Annotated in this window: 16 protein-coding genes; 9 read left to right on the top strand and 7 right to left on the bottom strand. The window is 65.5% G+C overall.

Annotated features, from left to right (window positions below; genetic code table 11):
* Positions 1–20: 20 nt before the first annotated feature.
* On the bottom strand, positions 21–1010 hold the full coding sequence (locus tag ACQR1X_RS04865; protein ID WP_434898599.1) for an ABC transporter substrate-binding protein: 990 nt from the start codon (positions 1008–1010) through the stop codon (positions 21–23).
* A 109-nt stretch (positions 1011–1119) separates the two neighbouring features.
* Between ACQR1X_RS04865 and ACQR1X_RS04860 the strand changes: the two genes are divergently transcribed.
* The 6 genes from ACQR1X_RS04860 (at position 1120) to ACQR1X_RS04835 (ending at position 9943) form a co-directional block, all read left to right on the top strand.
* Entirely contained in the window at positions 1120–1962 is an 843-nt protein-coding gene (locus ACQR1X_RS04860; protein ID WP_410053196.1) for a creatininase family protein, read from the top strand.
* 147 nt (positions 1963–2109) lie between these two features.
* Complete coding sequence (locus ACQR1X_RS04855) at positions 2110–2391, top strand: hypothetical protein (RefSeq protein ID WP_315752260.1); 282 nt, start codon at positions 2110–2112, stop codon at positions 2389–2391.
* 349 nt (positions 2392–2740) lie between these two features.
* Complete coding sequence (locus tag ACQR1X_RS04850) at positions 2741–4726, top strand: carbohydrate porin (protein ID WP_316183141.1); 1986 nt, start codon at positions 2741–2743, stop codon at positions 4724–4726.
* 396 nt (positions 4727–5122) lie between these two features.
* Positions 5123–6433 carry a hemolysin family protein gene (locus ACQR1X_RS04845; RefSeq protein WP_315800530.1) on the top strand — a complete coding sequence of 437 codons (1311 nt, stop codon included), beginning with the start codon at positions 5123–5125 and terminating at the stop codon, positions 6431–6433.
* Between the two features lie 460 nt (positions 6434–6893).
* The gene (locus ACQR1X_RS04840; protein WP_315800909.1) at positions 6894–8627 is read left to right on the top strand and encodes an ABC transporter permease; all 1734 of its coding nucleotides are present in this window, start codon (positions 6894–6896) and stop codon (positions 8625–8627) included.
* Positions 8628–8641: 14 nt separating this feature from the next.
* The gene (locus ACQR1X_RS04835) at positions 8642–9943 is read left to right on the top strand and encodes an ABC transporter ATP-binding protein (protein ID WP_434898433.1); all 1302 of its coding nucleotides are present in this window, start codon (positions 8642–8644) and stop codon (positions 9941–9943) included.
* Positions 9944–9954: 11 nt separating this feature from the next.
* On the opposite strand, the gene ACQR1X_RS04830 is transcribed toward ACQR1X_RS04835, so the two are convergent.
* From ACQR1X_RS04830 to ACQR1X_RS04805, 6 genes are all read right to left on the bottom strand, one after another.
* Positions 9955–10272, bottom strand: a complete 318-nt coding sequence (locus tag ACQR1X_RS04830) for a cupredoxin domain-containing protein (protein WP_434898432.1) — start codon at positions 10270–10272, stop codon at positions 9955–9957.
* Positions 10273–10281: 9 nt separating this feature from the next.
* Entirely contained in the window at positions 10282–10803 is a 522-nt protein-coding gene (locus tag ACQR1X_RS04825) for a DUF4142 domain-containing protein (protein WP_315800533.1), read from the bottom strand.
* A gap of 96 nt (positions 10804–10899) precedes the next feature.
* Complete coding sequence (locus ACQR1X_RS04820; RefSeq protein ID WP_434898431.1) at positions 10900–11586, bottom strand: RNA polymerase sigma factor; 687 nt, start codon at positions 11584–11586, stop codon at positions 10900–10902.
* An 81-nt stretch (positions 11587–11667) separates the two neighbouring features.
* Positions 11668–13293: an FMN-binding glutamate synthase family protein gene (locus tag ACQR1X_RS04815; RefSeq protein WP_316183146.1), complete on the bottom strand. Its 1626-nt coding sequence runs from the start codon at positions 13291–13293 to the stop codon at positions 11668–11670.
* A 213-nt stretch (positions 13294–13506) separates the two neighbouring features.
* Positions 13507–15072 carry an acyl-CoA synthetase gene (locus ACQR1X_RS04810; protein ID WP_434898430.1) on the bottom strand — a complete coding sequence of 522 codons (1566 nt, stop codon included), beginning with the start codon at positions 15070–15072 and terminating at the stop codon, positions 13507–13509.
* A gap of 210 nt (positions 15073–15282) precedes the next feature.
* Positions 15283–16056, bottom strand: a complete 774-nt coding sequence (locus tag ACQR1X_RS04805; RefSeq protein ID WP_434898429.1) for a ferredoxin--NADP reductase — start codon at positions 16054–16056, stop codon at positions 15283–15285.
* A gap of 288 nt (positions 16057–16344) precedes the next feature.
* On the opposite strand from ACQR1X_RS04805, the gene ACQR1X_RS04800 reads away from it, so the two are divergent.
* From ACQR1X_RS04800 to ACQR1X_RS04790, 3 genes are all read left to right on the top strand, one after another.
* Positions 16345–17298, top strand: coding sequence for an ATP-grasp domain-containing protein (locus ACQR1X_RS04800; RefSeq protein ID WP_434898428.1), 954 nt, complete (start codon positions 16345–16347; stop codon positions 17296–17298).
* A 112-nt stretch (positions 17299–17410) separates the two neighbouring features.
* Complete coding sequence (locus ACQR1X_RS04795) at positions 17411–18550, top strand: FAD-dependent monooxygenase (RefSeq protein WP_434898427.1); 1140 nt, start codon at positions 17411–17413, stop codon at positions 18548–18550.
* On the top strand, positions 18547–20160 hold the full coding sequence (locus ACQR1X_RS04790; RefSeq protein ID WP_434898426.1) for a benzoate-CoA ligase family protein: 1614 nt from the start codon (positions 18547–18549) through the stop codon (positions 20158–20160). Before ACQR1X_RS04795 ends, ACQR1X_RS04790 begins: the two co-directional genes overlap by 4 nt.
* Positions 20161–20172: the final 12 nt, after the last annotated feature.

The following is a 20172-nucleotide window of genomic DNA, read 5'->3' as shown; positions in this document are numbered from 1 at the left end:
GAAAGCGCCGCTCGAGCGTCCTACTTCTTCGGCCGGAGATCGATGCCGACGCCCTTGTTGACGAAACGCAGCGTATACGACTTGCGATAGTCGATCGTCGACTTGACGACGCCGGCCCGCACCATCTTGTCGAAGAAGCTGGCGACGCGCTCGTCCGTCACGGCGCCGATGCCCTTCTCCACGCTGTCGCCGGAATCGACGATGCCGTACTCCTTCATCTTGGCGACCGAATAGGCAAGGAGATCATCGGTCATCTCCGGGTTCATCTTCTTGATCAGCGCGTTGCCCGCGGAATTGTCGCCGTAGATGTAATTGTACCAGCCGATGATCGAAGCATCGACGAAACGCTGCACCAGGTCCGGCTTGCTCTCGATGAGGTCGCGCCGCGTCTCGATCAGGGTCGAATAGGTGTTGAAGCCGTTGTCCGCGAGCAGGATCACGCCGGGCTTGAAGCCGGCGGCGCGCTCGACCGCGAACGGCTCCGACGTGACATACCCCTGCATTGCGCTCTGCGGCGTAGCGATGAAGGGCTGCGGATTGAACGTGTAGGGGCGGACATTCTTCTCGGAGAAGCCGTATTCCGATTTCAGCCATTGATAGTAGCTGGAGATGCCTTCCTTGGAGACGAACAGGGTCAGCGGCTTCAGCTCCTCGAGCTTGGTGATCCTGGACTCCGGATGGGTCAGGAACACCTGCGGATCCTTCTGGAACATCGCCGCGATCGACACCACCGGCACGTTGTTGGCGACGGCGTCGAACGACATCAGCGTATTTGCGGCCATGAAGAACTCGATCTTGCCGGAGATCAGCAGCATGCGGTTGTTCTCGTTCGGACCGCCCGGCACGATCGTCACGTCCAGTCCGTAGCGCTTGTAGGTGCCGTCGGCGACCGCCTGGAAGAAGCCGCCATGCTCGGCCTCGGCAACCCAGTTGGTGCCGAACGAGACCTTGTCCAGCATCTGGGCCTGAGCCGCCGAGATCAGTCCGGCTACGACCAGCGATGCCGCCATTAACGTTCGCGACAGAAGCGCCTGCGCCATGTCTGGTCTCCCCGGTTCTTTCTGGCTGAACATGCTAAGATCAATCGGTGATAACTACCCTGCCCGACGGACGAAGGAAATGGCCCGCGCGATGACCGTGCCGCCCCGCGACTGGACCGAGCTGCACTGGCCGGATTTTGGAGCGCCCGACTCGGGAACGCCCGAGACCGCGCGCTGGATCGCGGTGCTGCCGCTCGCCGCCACCGAGCAGCATGGGCCGCACCTGCCTCTCGGCACTGACGTCTACATTGCCGAGGCTTATCTCGCGCGCGTCCGCGCGCTGCTGCCGCCGGCGCTGCCGGTGACGGTGCTGCCGGTGCAGCCCGTGGGGATCTCGACCGAGCATATCGACTATCCGGGCACGCTGACCGTGCCGACGGAGGTCGCGCTGCGGAGCTGGCGTGCTCTCGGCGACAGCGTCGCGCGCGCTGGACTCAGGAAGCTCGTGATCGTCACCAGCCATGGCGGCAACAGCGCTGCGATGACCCTGGTCGCGCAGGATCTGCGCGCTGATCACCGCATGCTGGTGGTGACGACGTCATGGTCGCGCTTCGGTGCGCCCGATGGGTTGTTCTCGGCCGATGAGCTGCGGCACGGCATCCACGGCGGCGCCGTCGAGACCTCGATCATGCTGGCCTGCCATCCCACGCTGGTGCGCACCGATGCCATCGCCGCTTTCCCCTCGCGCGGCGCTGAAATGGAAACCACCTGCAAGGTGCTCTCGACGCAGCGGCCGGCGCCGATGGCCTGGCAGACGCAGGACCTGAATGCGAGCGGTGCGGTCGGCGATGCCACGCAGGCGTCGGCGGAGAAGGGCGAGCGCGTGCTGGACCACGGCGCGCGGGCGTTCTGCGCGCTGCTGGAGGACGTCGATAACTTCGACGTGAACACGCTTCGCCGCGGCCCGTTGCCGGGCTGCTGAACCGAGGCCAAGCCCCTGTATCAACGAACGAATTTTCAGGGCGCCGGGCACCTCATCCGGCGATTCGAACCGGTTTCGAAAAGGCTCCGTCCAATTTGGCAAGCGGCCGACGCCGGCCGCCCCGATAGCAAACAGGAGCCTTCGACCATGTCGATCAAGACCAAGATTGCCGCCCTCGCACTGACCGCGCTCGCCGTCACCGGCAGCATCGCGGCGACGTCGACGCCCGCTGCGGCCAACGGCTTCCACCATCATCACTGGGGCTGGGGCGTCGGTGCCGGCCTCGTCGGAGCCGCCGTCGTCGGCAGCGCCATCGCCGCCAGCAACGACGGCTACTATTACGGCGGTGGCTATCGGTACTGCCGCTGGGTGCCGCAGTACAACGTCTACGGCCAGTATGTCGGCCGCGTCAGGGCCTGCGGCTATTGATGCTGGGCGCTCGCCTCGCCCCGCCCAATCACGGCCAAGGCCCGCCTCGCCCCATCCGCCACGGCCGGGCTTCCACCTGCCCCGATCCGCGATCTCGACAACCCGCCCGGCCGCCCCGGGCGGGTTTTTTGTTGCGCAGGCGCCACACCCGCAATCAGAAACCGAATGAACCAGCCCTGCGCTTGCTGTTGCGAATTAATCGCAATATAAATCATCCCTAAATCGCCGCAGCTCATCCACACTTCCGATCGAACATCATCTACTCCGTAATCTTCTCGTGACTGTGCGCGGGCAATCAGGTGTGACGTTGCCGGTGTCGTCGTGTGCCTCGCCTTGGGAATCTGCTGCCATGATCCGTTCGAACTGCACCCGGGAGACGATCGCGACCGCCGCCATGATCGCCGCGCTCGCCGCCCCCGCTGCTGCCGCCGACCTGCCGGTCAAGGCCCGGATGGCACAGACGGTGTTCGACTGGACCGGCCTCTATGTCGGCGTCCATGCCGGCTATACCCGTGACCATGCCCGAGCGACCCTGACCGACCCGAGCGGGACGGCCAGCGCCGGCAGCCCGTTCAGCGGCCTCACCGGTGGCGCGCAGGCCGGCTACAACTGGGTCACCCGCTCCGGCCTGCTGCTCGGGCTCGAGGGCGATTTCAGCTTTCCGAACTATCTCACCTCCAACCACACCGTCGCGATGCTGGGCACACCCGGCTCGAACGTCTCCGAGCTGTGGGACTATGTCGCCACCGCCCGCGGCCGGGTCGGCTACGTCAGGGGCGACTGGCTGGTCTATGCCACCGGCGGCCTGGCCTGGACCGGCGGCCGCTTCATCAACACCACTGCGGCCGGCGACACCGAGAAGCTGCTGACGACGCGGCTCGGCTGGGCCGCCGGCGCCGGCATCGAGCGCAGCTTTGCGCCGCATTGGAGCTGGCGCCTCGAATATCTCTACAGCCATTTCGAGAACGCCGGCGTCCGCTTCTCCAACGGTGCCAGCTACAATTCCGCGCTCGAATTCCAGACCCTGCGGGTTGGGCTCAACCGCAAGCTGGACTTCGCCGGCGGTCCCGATCTGAAGCTCAAGAGCGATCCGTCCGATCCCGAATCCGACCGCTGGGAGATCCACGGCCAAGCGACCGTGATCGGCCAGGGCTATCCGGCGTTCCGCGCCGCCTACACCGGCGCCAACAGCCTGACGCCCGCGCGCCAGTTCCAGGAGACCTGGAGCAACAGCCTGTACATCAACGCGCGGCTGTGGGATGGCGGCGAGGTCTATTACAATCCCGAGCTGCTGCAGGGCTTCGGCCTCAGCAACACCGTCGGCCTTGGCGGCTTCTCGAATGGCGAAGCGCAGAAGTCCGACTTCCCCTATCCGCATTACAACACCTCGCGCCTGTTCCTGCGCCAGACCTTCGGCTTCGGCGGCGAGCAGGAGCTGCTCGGCAGCGGCCAGTTGCAGCTATCGGGCAAGCAGGACGTCTCGCGGCTCACCGTGCAGGTCGGCAAATTCCCCGTGCTCGACGTGTTCGATGGCAATGCCTACGCCAAGGACGCGCGCAAGGACTTCATGAACTGGTCGGTGTGGGCGCCCGGCGCCTTCGACTACGCCGCCGACAAGCTCGGCCTGACCTACGGCGCGACAGCCGAGCTCAACCAGAAGAGCTGGGCGCTGCGCGCCGGTTATTTTCTGGTCGACGCGACCTCGAACTCGAACAATTTCGACATGAAGGTGTTCAAGCGCGGCAGCTACGTCGTCGAGCTGGAGACGCGCTATCAACTGTTCTCGCAGCCCGGCCATCTGCGCACCATCGGCTTCTTCAACAATACCTTCTCCGGCAGCTACCGCGAGACGCTCGACAATCCCGCGCTCAACGCCGACATTACCCAGACCCGTCGCGGCCGCAGCAAATACGGCTATGTCGTCAGCTTCGACCAGGCGGTGACGGACGATGTCGGCCTGTTCGGGCGCTGGAGCTGGAACGACGGCAAGACCGAGATCATGGCGTTCACCGACATCGACAACAGCCTGTCGCTGGGCACCTCGATCAAGGGCACCCGCTGGGGCCGTCCCGACGACACGATCGGCCTCGCCGGCGTGACCAACGGCTTGTCGCGCGACCACCGCGCCTTCCTCGCCGCCGGCGGCCTCGGCCCCTTGATCGGCGACGGCGCGCTGAACTACCGGCGCGAGAGCATCATCGAGGCCTACTACGCCTATTCCATCAACAAATACCTGACCTTCACCGCCGACTACCAGTTCGTCAACAACCCCGCCTACAACGCCGACCGCGGCCCGGTGTCGATCTTCTCGGGGCGCTTGCACGGGGATTTCTGAGGAGCGGTCGCGCAGGCGTTGCGCCCTGCGGCCTGACGCCAGTGAGAGCCGAAACTGGCGCTCCACAACAGGTGTCGTCCCGGCGAACGCCGGGACCCATACCGCGGACGCCATCGAGGGACCTCGCTGGCAGTTGTCCTGCCTGATCGTCAGCGCCCGTGGTGGCGGCAATTCGTCGCCGTTCCGAGTGCCTTCGACAGATCGCGCGGTATGGGTCCCGGCGTTCGCCGGGACCACACCGGAGGTTCAGGAGCTGCCCGTGCCTCAAGCGAACCAGCCTCCCACTTTCAGCCCTCCCATGCACGCCACCTCCGCACACCGGCATTGGGCGCTTGCCGTCCCCATATGCTAGGACCTGTCCCCATCCTGCCCCTCCGGGCGCCAGACAAGGTCGAAATGCTCTCCGTCGAACTCGCCATCATCGTCGTCCTCATCGTCGTCAACGGACTGTTATCCATGTCCGAGCTCGCGATCGTGTCGTCGCGTCCCGCGCGGCTGGCGCTGCTGGCGGAAAAGGGCGTTTCCGGCGCCCGTCGGGCGCTCGCGCTGGCGTCCGATCCCGGCCGGTTCCTCTCGACGGTGCAAATCGGCATCACCCTGGTCGGGGTGCTCTCCGGCGCATTCTCCGGCGCCACGCTCGGCCAGCGCCTGACGCAGTCGCTGCTGGAGCTCGGCCTGTCGGCTTCCGTCGCCGACATCGTCGGCGTCGGCCTCGTCGTCACCATTATCACCTATGCCACGCTGATCGTCGGCGAGCTGGTGCCGAAACAGCTCGCGCTGCGTGATCCCGAGGCGATTGCCGTCCGCGTCGCGCCGGCCATGCAGTTGCTCGCCAAGGTGTCGCTGCCGCTGGTGGTGCTGCTCGACCTTTCCGGCAAGCTGATCCTGACGCTGCTCGGCCGCTCCGGCGAGGCCGAGGAGAAAGTTTCCGAAGAGGAGATCCACCATCTGGTGCGCGAGGCCGAGACCGCCGGCGTGCTCGAGCCAGGCGAGAAGGAGATGATCGCCGGCGTGATGCGGCTCGGCGACCGTCCGGTCGGCGCCATCATGACGCCGCGGCCCGAGGTCGACGTCGTCGACCTCAACGACGACCCCAAGGCCATTCGCGAACTGCTCGCCAAGAGCCCGCATTCGCGCCTGCCGGTGTCGGACGGCGAGCGCGACCGTCCGATCGGCGTGCTGCAAGCCAAGGACCTGCTGGCGGCGTATCTGCGCGATGAGACGCCGGACCTGCGCAGCCTGGTGCGCGAGGTGCCGATCATTCCGTCCACCGTCGATGCGCGCGACGTGATCGCCATCCTGAAGGTGGCGCCCGTGCATATGGGGCTGGTGCACGACGAATACGGCGCGTTCGAAGGCGTGGTGACCGCGGCGGATATCCTGGAGTCGATCGTTGGCGCGTTCTCCTCCGAGGAGGGCCCGCCCGAGCCGGCCTGCGTCCGCCGTGACGACGGCTCGCTGCTGGTCTCCGGCTGGATGCAACTCGACGAGTTCGCCGACGTGCTGGCGATCGAGGTGCCGCCGCATCGCGGCTATCACACCGTCGCAGGCCTCGTGCTGCAGCACTTCGGCAGCGTGCCCGAGGTCGGCCAGAGCTTCGAGCTGCAAGGCTGGCGCTTCGAGATCATCGACCTCGACGGCCGCCGCATCGACAAGATCCTGGCGACGAGGCTCGCGCCGGACGGCGGCGAGCCGAACGTGGGGTGATTGAGCCCCACTGCTGCGGCCCGACCAGTGCGCTCCCTCTCCCGCTTGCGGGGGGAGGGTTGGGGTGGGGGCGCCACAGCGGCAGTCGCTCCCGGAGCATTCCCTACCCGCATCGCACCTGACGATGCGATGCGACCTCCCCCGCAAGCGGGGGAGGCGCTGACCGTCGTCGGCGCGACAGATGTGACCCGGCGTCTCCGTACCGATGGAGCCCCAAGCCAAGCCGCATCTGCGTTCGACTAGCCTCGTCGCGGGAACGTGAAGAGGCTGCCTGCGTATCCTTTGATAGGCCGGACCGAGAGGCCGGATCCCGACCGCTCCGCTTGATATCAAACCATCACACAGGGCACTTAGGGTGCGGATTCGGCCGGCACTGTCCGGCCGACCAGCCCTCAAGCCATGACACGGCCACGTCCGCAGCCTCCGCCGATGGTTGCGGCCGACCAGACGAGACATGCCGATGCTGCTCCGGGACATCAGGACGACCGTGCTGCGCGAAACCGTGCGCCCCAATATCTGGGACGTCGTCGCGCTGATCATCGTGGTCGGCGCGATGGTGCTGATCGTCTATGGCGGCGAGCAGACCACCCAGCCCTTGTCCGCGCTCGACACCGCCCCTGTCTCGCTCGATCCGTCCAACCTGCCGCTCTACGCGCTGCGCACCACCTTGCGCATGCTGCTCGCCATCGCGTGCTCGCTCGTCTTCACCTTCGTCTATGCGGCGCTCGCGGCCAAGAGCCGGCGCGCCGAGATCGTGCTGATCCCGCTGCTCGACATCCTGCAGTCGGTACCGATCCTCGGCTTCCTGACCTTCACCGTCGTGTTCTTCATGAACCTGTTTCCGGGCCAGGTGCTGGGCGCCGAGCTCGCCTGCGTGTTCGCGATCTTCACCAGCCAGGCCTGGAACATGACCTTCAGCATGTACCAATCGATGCGCAACGTGCCGAAGGACCTGGAGGAGGCGACGCGCAGCTTCCACCTCTCCGGCTGGCAGCGCTTCTGGCGGCTCGACGTGCCCTATGCGATGCCCGGCCTGATCTGGAATGCGATGATGTCGATGTCCGGCGGCTGGTTCTTCGTCGTGGCGTCGGAGGCGATCACGGTCGGCAACACCACCGTCACCCTGCCCGGCATCGGCTCCTATGTCGCGCTCGCCATTCAGCAGAAGGATCTGGCGGCGATCGGCGCCGCGCTGCTGACCATGCTGCTCGTCATCACCGCCTATGACCAGCTGCTGTTCCGCCCGATCGTGGCCTGGGCCGACAAATTCCGCTTCGAGCAGACCGCCTCCGGCAATCCGCCCACCTCCTGGATGCTCGATCTGTTCCGGCGCACCCGCGCCCTGCGCTCGCTGTCGATGCCGTTCGCTGCGCTCAACCGCACCTTCTCGAACCTGCGGATCAACTGGCCGAAAGCCTGGAGCGGCCCCGTGCGCCACGCGCCGCCGTCGCAGATGGTCGACGGTCTCTGGCTTGCCGTGGTCATCCTCGGCTGCGTCTATGCCGGCTGGAAGACCTATCTCTATCTCTCGGCGACGCTGGCGCTCACCGACGTCCTCACCGCGATCGGCTACGGCCTGATCACGCTGATCCGCGTCGCGGTGCTGATCGCGCTGGCGTCGCTGATGTGGGTGCCCGTCGGCGTCTGGATCGGGCTGCGGCCGAAGCTCGCCGAGCGCATCCAGCCGCTGGCGCAATTCCTCGCCGCCTTCCCGGCCAACCTCGCCTTCCCGGTGTTCGTCGTGCTCATCGTGCGCTTTCGCCTCGACGCCAATGTCTGGTTGAGCCCGCTGATGATCCTGGGCACGCAGTGGTACATCCTGTTCAACGTCATCGCCGGGGCCAGCGCCTTCCCGACCGACCTGCGCGAGGCCGCCGCGAGCCTGCATCTCACCGGCTGGCGCTGGTGGTTCAAGGTCGTGCTGCCCGGAATCTTCCCCTATTACATCACCGGCGCCATTACCGCCTCGGGCGGCTCGTGGAACGCGGCGATCGTCGCCGAGGTCGCGAGCTGGGGTGATACCCATCTCACCGCAAGCGGGCTCGGCGCCTACATCGCTGCGGCCACCGAGCACGGCGACTTTCCGCGCGTCGTGCTCGGCATTGCCGTGATGTGCATTCTCGTCACTCTGTTCAACCGGCTGCTGTGGCGGCCGCTCTATGCCTTCGGCGAACGCCGGCTGCGGCTCGGCTGACCGGGAGAATTGTCATGCGCGACCAGGTCAAGGACTCATCGCTGATCGAGATCAAGAGCGTCAGCCGGCTGTTTCCCAAGGGCAGCGGCGAGGATCTCGTCGTGCTGGAGAAGGTTGACCTCACGATCCGCGCCGGCGAGATCGTCGGCCTGCTCGGACGCTCCGGCTCCGGCAAGTCGACGCTTCTGCGGATCATCGCCGGCCTGGTGTCGCCATCCTCGGGCGAAGCGCGCTGCCGCGGCGAGATCATCGCCGGCCCGCCCGTTGGTGTCGCCATGGTGTTCCAGTCGTTCGCACTGTTTCCCTGGCTGACCGTGCTGCAGAACGTCGAGCTCGGCCTCGAGGCGCTCGGTGTCGACAGCGCCGAGCGGCGCAAGCGCGCGCTGGCCGCGATCGACCTGATCGGTCTCGACGGTTTCGAATCCGCTTTTCCAAAGGAGCTCTCCGGCGGCATGCGCCAGCGCGTCGGCTTCGCCCGCGCGCTGGTGGTGCATCCCGACCTGCTGCTGATGGACGAGCCGTTTTCGGCCCTGGACGTGCTGACCGCCGAGACACTTCGTACCGACCTCGTCGATCTCTGGACCGACGGGCGGCTGCCGATCAAGTCGGTGCTGATGGTGACGCACAACATCGAGGAAGCGGTGCTGATGTGCGACCGCATCCTGGTGTTCTCGTCCAATCCCGGCCGCGTCGCCGCCGAGTTCAAGGTCGACCTGCTGCATCCGCGCAACCGGCTCGATCCGGCGTTCCGCCAACTCGTCGACAGTCTCTATGCCCGCATGACGCAGCGGCCCGAGCCGAAGCTGCCGAGCACCGCCAGCGCCGGCGTCGGCATGGTGCTCAGCCACGTGTCGTCGAACTCGATCTCGGGCCTGATTGAGACGCTCGCCGGCGAACCTTATAATGGGCATGCCGACCTGCCGGTGCTGGCGGGCCATCTGCAGCTCGAGGTCGACGAGATCTTTCCCTTGGCCGAGGCGCTGCAGCTCCTGCGCTTCGCCCAGCTCAGCGAAGGCGATCTGACCCTGACCGAGGCCGGGCGGCGGTTCGCGCATCAAGAGACCGACGAGCGCAAGAAGCTGTTCGCGCAGCATCTGATGGAGAACGTGCCGCTGATGGGGCTGATCCGCCGCGTGCTCGACGACCGCCCCTCGCACGCCGCGCCGGCCGCGCGCTTCCGCATCGAGCTCGAGGACTACATGTCCGAGCACTATGCCGACGAGACGCTGCACACCATCGTATCATGGGGCCGCTACGCCGAGCTGTTTGCCTATGACGAGCAATCCGAGACCTTCAGCCTGGAAAACCCGCATTGAGGCCAGCGGCGTCACGGCGCGATCGTCAGGGTCGCCTTCATGTTGGGGTGAAAGCGGCAGTAGTAGTCGACCGTGCCCGCCTTCTTGAGGACCGAACTCACCGTCTTGCTCGGCGGCAAAATGACATCGAATGCGCCATCCCGCGCCGTCGCCGTATGAGCCAGCGCATCCTTGTTGACCCATTCGACGGTGTCGCCGACCTTGGCCGAAGCCGCGGCCGGCGAGAATTCGAGCTTGTCCACCACGATCCGGATCGTGGCCGCGCGCGCCGGAACGCTCACGGCGGCGAGCACAACCACACTCGCGAGAGTGATGCGTCCCGAAAGCATCGGATCGTCCTACTTCAGATCCGCCGCGACATGCTCGGCGTGCTGCTCGTGGCCCTGGAAGAGCTTGAGGCCGGTCTGAAGCAACTCCTTCAGCTCGGCGTTGGTCGCGGACGGAATGAGCTGCGTCTCCAGCGCGCCGTTCACCGTCTTGTGGTAGGCGACCTCGTTGGCGATATAGGCCTTGTCGAAGGCTGCGCCCTTGAGCTTGCCGAGCTCGTCGAGCTTCTCGCTCGCCTGCTTCGACAGTGCGCGGCTGGTGTCGTTATCCTCAGGCGTGACTTTCAACTTCTTGACGAGGGCGAGGGCCTGCTTGTTGACCGCCTCGTGGTCACGCACCATGCCTTGGGCGAACTCCTTGACTTCCTTGCTCCCGGATTTGTCCAAGGCCTGCTTCGCCGCCTTGATGTCGATTTCGCCGGCTGTGTAGGCGATATGCGCGATCTGCGGATCGCTGAGCTTGGCGCCCTGCGACAGGGCGGCGCTGCTCGTGACGCAGAGCGCGACGGCGATCGTGCCGATATGCTTGAACATGGTTCTCATCTCCTGTGGCGCCGGACCTCGTGGCCGGCGGGTGAATGGCTGCACAGGGATTGGATGAAAAGCGGGAGCCGACGTTCCCGGGAATCTTCACGCCGGACGTCGAAGACGATCGAGCACGGCGTCGGTCAGCCGCTCGCAACGCGGGCCGGCGAAGGGAAACGCGTCCAGAAGGACGGGACCGACCTCCTTTTCGACGTTCTCGCGCAACATGCCGCGGGCGCGATGCAAGCGCGTCTTCACGGTCTCGGGCTTCAATCCGAGCAAGTCCGCCGTCTCGTCGATGCTCATCTCCTCGATCACGCGGGCGATGAACACCAGGCGAAACGGCTCGGACAGGTCATCGATCGCCCGTTCGACGACGGCCTGGATCTGGCGCTGCGCCACAGACTTCTCCGGATCGCTCGACGTAGCGGGAAATTGGATCACCTCGGCCCCTGGCCTGTCTTGGTGCTGCACATCCAGTTGCAGTGCGGGCCGTTGTCCGCGCAGGCGTCCCATCGCCTCGTTCATTGCGATGCGGACCAACCAGGTCGACAGGCTGGACTGGCCGCGAAACTCGTCGAGATGGGTGAGCGCCCGGACATAGGTCTCCTGCACGACGTCCTCCGCCTCACTGTCATTGCGCAGGATGCCGCGGGCGATCCGGAACAGGCGACGGTTGTTGGCCTGGAGGATGGCCCGGATGGCGGTCTCGTCCCGGGCTTTTGCCCGTCGGATCAGGTCATCCTCGCCGCTCGTCGCCGCGGAGACTGTGGTCGCTGTGGTCCAAGGCATTGTCGATCATCCAAGCTGAGCACGCGTGGCTTAGATGGAATTGGAGCCGGAAGGTTCCCAAGAACAATCACGCAAGGCGTTTTACTGCACCGCCGCGAACGTATCGGCTCGCGCCATCGCCCAGGCGTCGCGGAAGCGGACGTCCTGGGTGCCGTCGAGCAGCTCGCCAGGACGCAGCGCCGGATACAGCTTGGCAAACGAGGACACCTCAGTGGTCGACGTCCGCTGTGAGAAGTGGATCGGCCGCAGGTCCTGCGGATGTTCAAGACCGGCGGCGGCGAGCAGCTCGGCCAGCGCATGCAGGGTCGCGTGATGATAGTTGTAGACGCGGTCGAGCTTGTGCGGGACGACCAGCGCGCGAGCGCGCGTCGGATCCTGGGTGGCGACACCGGTCGGGCATCTGTCGGTATGGCAGCTCAAGGACTGGATGCAGCCGAGCGAGAACATGAAGCCGCGCGCCGCGTTGCACCAGTCGGCGCCGATCGACATCGCGCGCGCCATGTCGAACGCGGTGGCGATTTTGCCGGAGGCGCCGATCTTGATGCGGTCGCGGATGCCAAGGCCGACCAGCGCATTGTGCACGAAGCTGACGCCCTCGCGCATCGGCATGCCCAGATGGTCCATGAACTCGAGCGGCGCGGCACCGGTGCCGCCTTCATTGCCGTCGACCACGATGAAGTCGGGATAGATGCCGGTCTCCAGCATGGCCTTGCAGATCGCGAGGAATTCCCAGGGGTGGCCGATGCACAGCTTGAAGCCGGCCGGCTTGCCGCCCGACAGTCGCCGCATCTCGCTGATGAACTGCATCATGCCGATGGGCGTCGAGAACGCGCGATGCGCCGGCGGCGAGATGCAATCCTCGCCCATTGAGACACCGCGGATCTTCGAGATCTCCTCGGACACCTTGGCGGCCGGCAGCACCCCGCCATGGCCGGGCTTGGCGCCCTGGCTGATCTTGAGCTCCACCATCTTGATCTGGTCGTGGCTCGCGACCCGCGTGAACGCCTCGGGATCGAACGTGCCATCATGACGCCGGCAGCCGAAATAGCCGGAGCCGATCTCCCAGATGATGTCGCCGCCCATTTCGGCGTGATAGGGACTGAAGCCACCTTCGCCGGTGTCGTGGGCGAAGCCGCCCTTCTTCGCCCCGCCATTGAGGGCACGCACCGCATTCGGGCTCAGCGCGCCGAAGCTCATGGCGGAGATGTTGAACACCGAGGCCGAATACGGCTTGGTGCAATCCGGACCACCAATGGTGATGCGGAACTTCTCCTCCGCTTGCGGCTTGGGAGCGATCGAATGGTGCATCCATTCGTAGCCCTCGCGGTAGACGTCCTCCTGGGTACCGAACGGGCGCTTGTCGAGCTCCATCTTGGCGCGCTGATAGACCACCGCGCGGGTGTCGCGCGAGAACGGCATGCCGTCCTTTTCGCTCTCGAAGAAATACTGCCGCATCTCGGGCCGGATCTCTTCGAGCAAGAACCGCATATGTGCCGAGATCGGATAATTGCGCAGCACTGCGTGGCTCTTCTGCACGAGATCGCGGATGCCGAGCAGGGTGAGCGCACCGAAGATCAGCAGCGGGATCAGGACGAGATCGAAGATCTTGCGGTCGTAGATGCCGAGGATCAGCAGCAAAGCGGTCGCCGTGGCGCAGATCGTCAGCACGATGAAGCGCGGCGAAAACGGGAGCAGCAGCGTATCCATGGGAGGCCTCGGGGCAGCTCGTGGAAGATCCGGTGTCACGATAGTACTGATATCGCGAAGCAATCGTTACACAAGCGCGCGCAATCGGCCATCGATGATATCACAACGTCGATAGCCCTAGGCTATCGGCTGCGGCACTGCGAGATCGGTCCGCAGCGCCGTAGCGGCCTCGGCGCCTCCCCGCCGAGACACGCGATCGCCAAAGGCAGCGGCTTACCCCTCCGCGAACAGCCCCGAATGCGCCTCGCGCAACTGCCGCTTCAAGAGCTTGCCGCTGGGGTTCTTGGGCAGCGCATCGACAAACACGATCCGCTTCGGCGTCTTGAAGGTGGCGAGCCGCGCCGAGGCCTGCTTGAGCACCGCCTCCTCGGTCAGCTCGCAGCCGGACTTGACCACGACCATCGCCACGACCGCCTCGACCCAGCGTGGATGCGGCAGGCCGACGACGGCGACCTCCGACACTTCCGGAATCAGATACAGCGCCTCCTCGACCTCGCGGCTGGCGACGTTCTCACCGCCGGTCTTGATCATGTCCTTCTTGCGGTCGACGATGGTGATGTAGCCTTCGTCGTCGATGGTCGCGAGATCGCCGGAATGAAACCAGTCGCCCTGGAAGGCGGCGGCGGTGCGCTCGACGTCGTGGAAGTAGCCGAGCATCAGATGCGGCGAGCGGTGCACGACCTCGCCGACCTGTCCCGGCGCAACATCATTCATCTCATCATCGACGACCCGGGTCTCGACGTTGAGCACGGCGCGGCCGCAACTGCCCGGCTTGCGCAATTGATCGTCGGGTCCGAGCATCGTCGCCAGCGGCGCGATCTCGGTCTGGCCATACAGGTTCCACAGACGCACCTTCGGCAGCCGCTGCGCCAGCTCGCGCAGCACCTCGACCGGCATGATCGAGGCGCCGTAATAGCCCTTGCGCAAAGTGGACACGTCGGTGGTCTCGAACAGCGGCGAGCGCAGAATCGAGATCCACACCGTCGGCGGCGCGAAGAACGAGGTGATGCGATATTTCGCGATCAGCGGCAGCAGATTGTCCGGCGTCGGAAACGCGGTGATGATGTTGGTGGCGCCGACATAGATCGACGGCCCGAAGAACACGTCGAGCTGCGCGCAGTGATACAGCGGCAGCGCGTGGAGGGTGACATCGTCGGCGGAAATGCCGGCATCGACGATACAGCTGACATACTGCCAAATGACGGCGTCATGGGTCAGCATCGCGCCCTTCGGCAGCGACTCCGTGCCGGAAGTGTAGACGATCTGCGCGACGTCGCCTCCGGCGATCTCGACGGCAGGCACCGTCGCCGTCGAGGCCGCGAGCTCGGCAAAATCGATCATGTCGGCCTGCCGCTCGCTCGAACCTTCCGACGGCAGCCAGATCAATTGCTCGACCGCCGGCACCAGCGCCTTGGCAGCACGTGCCACGCCGGCAAAGCCGCTGTCGGTCGCGAGCAGCCGCGCGCCCGCATGCTTGAGGATGTAGGCGACCTCCTCCGGCTTGAGCATGAAATTGATCGGCACCAGGACAGCGCCGAGCCGCGCCAGCGCGAAGCGCAGGGCGGCAAAGGCATGAGAGTTGCGCGCGAGGATGGCGACCCGCTCGCCCTTGCCGACGCCGCGCGCGGCGAGGCCGGCCGCGAGGCGGTCGACGATGGCGTTGAACTCGGCGTAGGTCCAACGCGTATCGCCGCAGATCACCGCCGTCTTGCCTGGCGTGCGCGCCGCGCTCCGCCGCAGGAGGTCACCGAGCGTCTGTCTGCGAACGATGGAATCCATGGCCGTACCCCTCATTGTATCGGGGATGGCCGCCGCTCGGGCAATCCAAGTCCCCTCCCTGTGTCGCGCCGGACGTCTGCAGGTCCGGTCTTGCTGCCGAAAATCGCACGGCCGCTTCGAAACGCGCAAGGAGGATATTGCCAACGAAAAGAGCGCCCCGATTGCGTCGAGGCGCTCTTTCGAAAGTGTCAAAGTCGGAAGCTTGGCGGCTCAGCGCTCGACGAACGCTTTCTCGATCACGAAATGGCCGGGTTCGTTGCCGCTGCCTTCGAGGAAGCCGCGGGATTCGAACATGGTCTTGAGCTCCTCCAGCATCGCCGGGCTGCCGCACATCATGATGCGGTCCTTGGCGATATCGAGCTCGTGCTGGCCGATATCGTTGAACAGCTGCTGCGACGAGATGAGGTCGGTGATGCGGCCGCGGTTGCGGAACGGCTCGCGGGTGACGGTCGGATAATACTGCAGCTTGCCTTCGAGCAGCTCCCCGAACAGCTCGTCCTCACGCAGCTTGGCGACGACGCTCTCGCCATAGGCAAGCTCGGCGACCTGGCGGCAGCCGTGGACCAGCACGATGCTCTCGAACCGCTCGTAGACGTCGGGGTCCTTGATCAGGCTGGCGAACGGCGCGAGACCGGTCCCGGTCGACAGCAGCAGCAGCCGGCTGCCGGGCAGCAGGTTGTCGGGGATCAGCGTGCCGGTCGCCTTGCGGCCGACCAGGATGGTGTCGCCTTCCTTGATCTTCTGTAGCCGGGAGGTCAGCGGACCGTCCTGCACCTTGATGCTGAAGAACTCGAGTTCCTCCTCGTGATTGGCGCTCGCCATGCTGTAGGCGCGCAGCAGCGGCCGGCCCTCGACCTCAAGGCCGATCATCGCGAACTGACCATTCTGGAAGCGGAAGCCCGCATCGCGGGTGGCTCGGAAGGAGAACAGGGTGTCCGTCCAGTGGTGAACGGAAAGAACTTTCTCTTTATAGAACGCGCTCATGTCGTTTGTTTTTTCACGTGGGCTGAAGTTGGAAGAAACAAGTCGTGACGGAGGCAGGACCGCAAAAACCCTATAGATCCAGCGATTTCGGCGCCTGATGTACGTGAAAACAGCGAATAATCAACCCGCGTGGACGCACCATTGATCACGATCAAATGCATGCCGGCGGATGCCCGGAATCGCCTCGATCGGCCGTTCATTCGTACACAAACGATGTGGGTAATTTACTTGCCGAGATTCCGATTTTCCAGCACTTTAATTCCGCATCTCCGGCCCAATCCTTGAGCAATGATTAACCATCCGCAGACCCAGCTCGCCGCCATCACCCGCTATTGCGTCGAACGAGGCATCGCGCTCGACGTGCGGGAGGACGGCTGGTTGCTGGTGCTCGAGGATGCCACCCGGCGTCACCTGATCTTCGGCTATGATCTCGGCCTGAACAGTGCGGTGGCGCACAGACTGGCATGTGACAAGGCGGCGACCTCGGCGCTGCTGAGAGCCGACGGGATTGCCGCGGTTCCACACGCATTCTTTCTGGCGCCGGTCCTTGGCGGCCAGTCCGGCCAGACGGCCGAGGCCGTGCTGGCGCTGCTCGAAACGCATCCGCGCGGGCTGGTGGTCAAGCCCAACGAGGGCACCTCGGGGCGGTCGGTGGTCCGCGTCACGGCGAAGGATGACCTGCTGCGCGCAGTGAACGGCATCTTCGAGACCGGCGCGAACGTCGCGATCGCGCCGCTCATGGACATCATCGACGAAGTCCGGGTCGTGCAGCTCGATGACGCAGCCATGATCGTCTATCGCAAGCAGCGCCCCATCGTGATGGGCGATGGCGTCAAGTCGCTCCGCGACCTCGCGCTGGCGGCCACTCCGGCCGCGGGACACGCGCAACTCCTGCGGCGCCTCGACGCGGAATTCGGCGCGTCTGCGCTGCGCGCCGTCGTGCCGCGTGGCGAGCAGCGCCTGCTGAGCTGGCGCCACAATCTCGAATTCGGGGCTCAACCCGAGCTGCTCGAACCCGGCGCGCAACGGGACCTCGGTGCTGCCCTCGCCACCGCGGCGGCGCGCGTCATCGGCATCCGCTACGCATCGGTCGACCTCGTGCTGGCCGATGGACGCTGGCAGGTGCTCGAAATCAATTCGGGCGTGAAGATGGAGGCGCTCGGCCGGCATGCGCCGGAGCTGGTCGAGAGCACTTATTTCGCCGCGCTCGACACCATCTTCGGCAGAGGCCCACCGAAATGACGCGCGGCCGGCGGCCCGATCTCCAGCAATAAGATTTCTCTGGCCTCGATCAGGATGAGGGATTAGTCTCCGGTCCAAAATAAACAGTATACTGTCAATATGGAGGACGTCCTTGCGCATCGCCGTGCTCGGCGGCGGCCCTGGCGGGCTGTATTTCGCCTATCTCTGGAAGAAGCGGCACCCCGCCGCCGTGGTCGATCTGTTCGAGCAGAATCCGGCTGGAGCGACCTGGGGCTTTGGCGTCGTGTTCTCCGACCAGGCGCTTGAATTCCTGCGCGCCGACGATCCCGACACCGTGGACGCGATCGCGCCGCGCATGGAGAGCTGGCGCAACATCACGCTCAATCTGCGCGGCGAGACCGTCGAGATCGATGGCGTCGGCTTTTCCGCGATCGGCCGGCTCGAACTGCTGAAGCTGCTGCAGGCCCGCGCCGAGAGCGTCGGCGTCGTCGCCCGCTACGGCACGACCGTCCAGTCGCTGGACCAGCTCGCAGGCTACGATCTGATCGTCGCTGCCGACGGGCTGAACTCGCTGGTCCGCCGCAGCTTCGAAGGCGATTTCGGCTTGTCCGTGTCCTACTCCAGCAACAAGTTCGCCTGGTACGGCACGTCGAAGACATTCGCGACGCTGTCGCAGACCTTCGTCGCGACCGACCACGGCAGCTTCAACGCGCACCATTATCGCTATGCGCCGGACATGAGCACGTTCCTGGTGGAATGCGATCGCGCCACCTGGCACGCTTATGGCTTCGCCGAGATGTCGGTCGATGAATCCCGGCGCGTCTGCGAGCAGGTGTTTGCCGCCACGCTCGATGGTCACGCGCTGGTCTCCAACCGATCGGTATGGCGCAATTTCCCTTGGGTCTGGAACGAGCACTGGTGGCACCGGAACATGGTGCTGATCGGCGACGCGCTGCATACCGCGCACTTCTCGATCGGCTCCGGGACGCGGCTGGCGATCGAGGACGCGATCGCGCTCGCCAAGGCGCTCGATGCCGAGAGGAGTCTCTCCGACGGCCTCGCCCGCTATCAGGCCGAGCGGCAGCCAATCGTGAAGAAGCTGGTGACGGCGGCCCGGACCAGCAGCGACTGGTATGAATCCTTCCCGGCCCACATGACGCTCGGCCTGTTGGATTTCGCCTACAGCTATATCACCCGGTCCGGGCGCATCGATGATTCCAGGCTGCGGGCGATGGCCCCGCAATTCATGGCCCGCTACGAGGCATCTCGGAGCACGGGAGGGCGCGTATGAACCAAGAGATCGCCGACAAGGTTCCGCGCGACAGCGCCGGCGCGCGCGAGATCGGCTTCGCGATTCCCGCCCGCTACAATGCCAGCCGCGTGCTGTTCGACAATCTCGCCAGAGGCAACGCCGACAAGGCTGCGCTGATCGGTCCCGCCGGCCAGCGCAGCTATGCCGAGCTGTGTGCCGACGCCTGCCGTTGGGGCAACGGCTTCGCCGCGCTCGGGCTCAGCCGCGGCGATCGTGTCCTGCTGTTCCTCGACGATACACCGGCCTATCCGGCCGCGTTCTTCGGCGCAGTGCGCGCCGGCTTCGTGCCGCTGCTGATCAACACGCTGACGCCGCCGGATCTGCTGCAATTCTATCTGGCTGATTCCGGCGCCAAGGTCGCGGTCGCCGACGCCGAGTTTGCCGCACGATTCGACGCGCAGGCCTGCGCCGAGACCGCGTTGCGCACGCTGATCGTCGTCAATGGCGAGGCACCGGCCACCGCCGTCGCGACCACGGTCGCGGTCAATGCGTGGCTGCCCGATTTCACCGATCAATTGGCGGAGGCCGACACCCACCGCGACGAGATGGCATTCTGGATGTATTCGTCCGGCTCCACCGGTCGCCCCAAGGGCATCGTCCATCTGCAGCACGACATGGCCTATAGCGACCAGGCGTTCGCGCGCAACGTGCTGCGGCTGGGGCCGGACGACATCTGCTTCTCGGTGCCCAAGATCTTCTTCGCCTACGGCTTCGGCAACGCGATCACCTTTCCATTCTCGGCCGGAGCGACGACGCTGCTGCTGCCCGGCCAGCCGAAACCCGCTGCCATCTTCGATGCGATCAGCCGCTTCCGTCCCACCGTGTTCTTCGGCCTGCCGACGCTCTACACCGCGCTCACCAAGGCCGAGGGTGCGAAGCAGGCGGACTTCTCGTCACTGCGGCTCGCGGTCTCCGCGGCCGAGGTGCTCTCGGCCGAGGTCTTCAACGGCTGGAAGAGCCTGACCGGCCTGGAGATCGTCGAAGGCCTCGGCTCGACCGAGGTGCTGCACGTCTATCTCTCGAACCGCGAGGACCGCAAGAAGCTCGGCGCCGCCGGACTGCGCGTCCCCGGCTACGAGATCGCGCTGCGCGACGGCGAAGGACGCGAGGTCGCCACCGGCGAAGAGGGCATTCTCTGGGTACGCGGCGACTCGAACACGCCGCTCTACTGGAACCGTCCGGACAAGACCGCGGAGACGATCCGCGATGGCGGCTGGATCTACACCGGCGACCGTTTCGTGCGTGATGCCGACGGCTTCCATTTCTTCCGCGGCCGCGCCGACGATCTGGTCAAGATCTCCGGACAATGGGTCTATCCGCTCGAAGTCGAGCTCTGCCTCGCCGAGCATCCCGATATCCGGGAGTGCGCCGTGTTTGCGCACGAGTTGCCGGATCGTCGCATGAGCCTGAAGGCCGTGGTGGTCACCAACGGCAGATCCAGGGACGAGCCCGCAACCGTCAAGGCGCTGCAGGATTACGTGAAAACGAAGCTGCTGCCCTACAAATATCCGCGCGAGATCGTCTTCATCGACGAGTTGCCGAAGACGGGCACCGGCAAGATCGACCGTCAGGCGGTGATGCGGCTGTGAGCCCCCGCCTTG

It is taken from the genome of Bradyrhizobium sp. HKCCYLRH3073 (assembly GCF_051167995.1).
Taxonomy (GTDB): domain Bacteria; phylum Pseudomonadota; class Alphaproteobacteria; order Rhizobiales; family Xanthobacteraceae; genus Bradyrhizobium.
This window is presented reverse-complemented; position numbering and strand designations above follow the sequence as displayed.

Excerpts from the sequence above, each read along its gene's own strand:
- ACQR1X_RS04865 (WP_434898599.1), bottom strand. The coding sequence starts at position 1,010 with ATGGCGGCATCGCTGGTCGTAGCCGGACTGATCTCGGCGGCTCAGGCC.
- ACQR1X_RS04860 (WP_410053196.1), top strand. The coding sequence starts at position 1,120 with ATGGCCCGCGCGATGACCGTGCCGCCCCGCGACTGGACCGAGCTGCAC.
- ACQR1X_RS04855 (WP_315752260.1), top strand. The coding sequence starts at position 2,110 with ATGTCGATCAAGACCAAGATTGCCGCCCTCGCACTGACCGCGCTCGCC.
- ACQR1X_RS04850 (WP_316183141.1), top strand. The coding sequence starts at position 2,741 with ATGATCCGTTCGAACTGCACCCGGGAGACGATCGCGACCGCCGCCATG.
- ACQR1X_RS04845 (WP_315800530.1), top strand. The coding sequence starts at position 5,123 with ATGCTCTCCGTCGAACTCGCCATCATCGTCGTCCTCATCGTCGTCAAC.
- ACQR1X_RS04840 (WP_315800909.1), top strand. The coding sequence starts at position 6,894 with ATGCTGCTCCGGGACATCAGGACGACCGTGCTGCGCGAAACCGTGCGC.
- ACQR1X_RS04835 (WP_434898433.1), top strand. The coding sequence starts at position 8,642 with ATGCGCGACCAGGTCAAGGACTCATCGCTGATCGAGATCAAGAGCGTC.
- ACQR1X_RS04830 (WP_434898432.1), bottom strand. The coding sequence starts at position 10,272 with ATGCTTTCGGGACGCATCACTCTCGCGAGTGTGGTTGTGCTCGCCGCC.
- ACQR1X_RS04825 (WP_315800533.1), bottom strand. The coding sequence starts at position 10,803 with ATGTTCAAGCATATCGGCACGATCGCCGTCGCGCTCTGCGTCACGAGC.
- ACQR1X_RS04820 (WP_434898431.1), bottom strand. The coding sequence starts at position 11,586 with ATGCCTTGGACCACAGCGACCACAGTCTCCGCGGCGACGAGCGGCGAG.
- ACQR1X_RS04815 (WP_316183146.1), bottom strand. The coding sequence starts at position 13,293 with ATGGATACGCTGCTGCTCCCGTTTTCGCCGCGCTTCATCGTGCTGACG.
- ACQR1X_RS04810 (WP_434898430.1), bottom strand. The coding sequence starts at position 15,072 with ATGGATTCCATCGTTCGCAGACAGACGCTCGGTGACCTCCTGCGGCGG.
- ACQR1X_RS04805 (WP_434898429.1), bottom strand. The coding sequence starts at position 16,056 with ATGAGCGCGTTCTATAAAGAGAAAGTTCTTTCCGTTCACCACTGGACG.
- ACQR1X_RS04800 (WP_434898428.1), top strand. The coding sequence starts at position 16,345 with ATGATTAACCATCCGCAGACCCAGCTCGCCGCCATCACCCGCTATTGC.
- ACQR1X_RS04790 (WP_434898426.1), top strand. The coding sequence starts at position 18,547 with ATGAACCAAGAGATCGCCGACAAGGTTCCGCGCGACAGCGCCGGCGCG.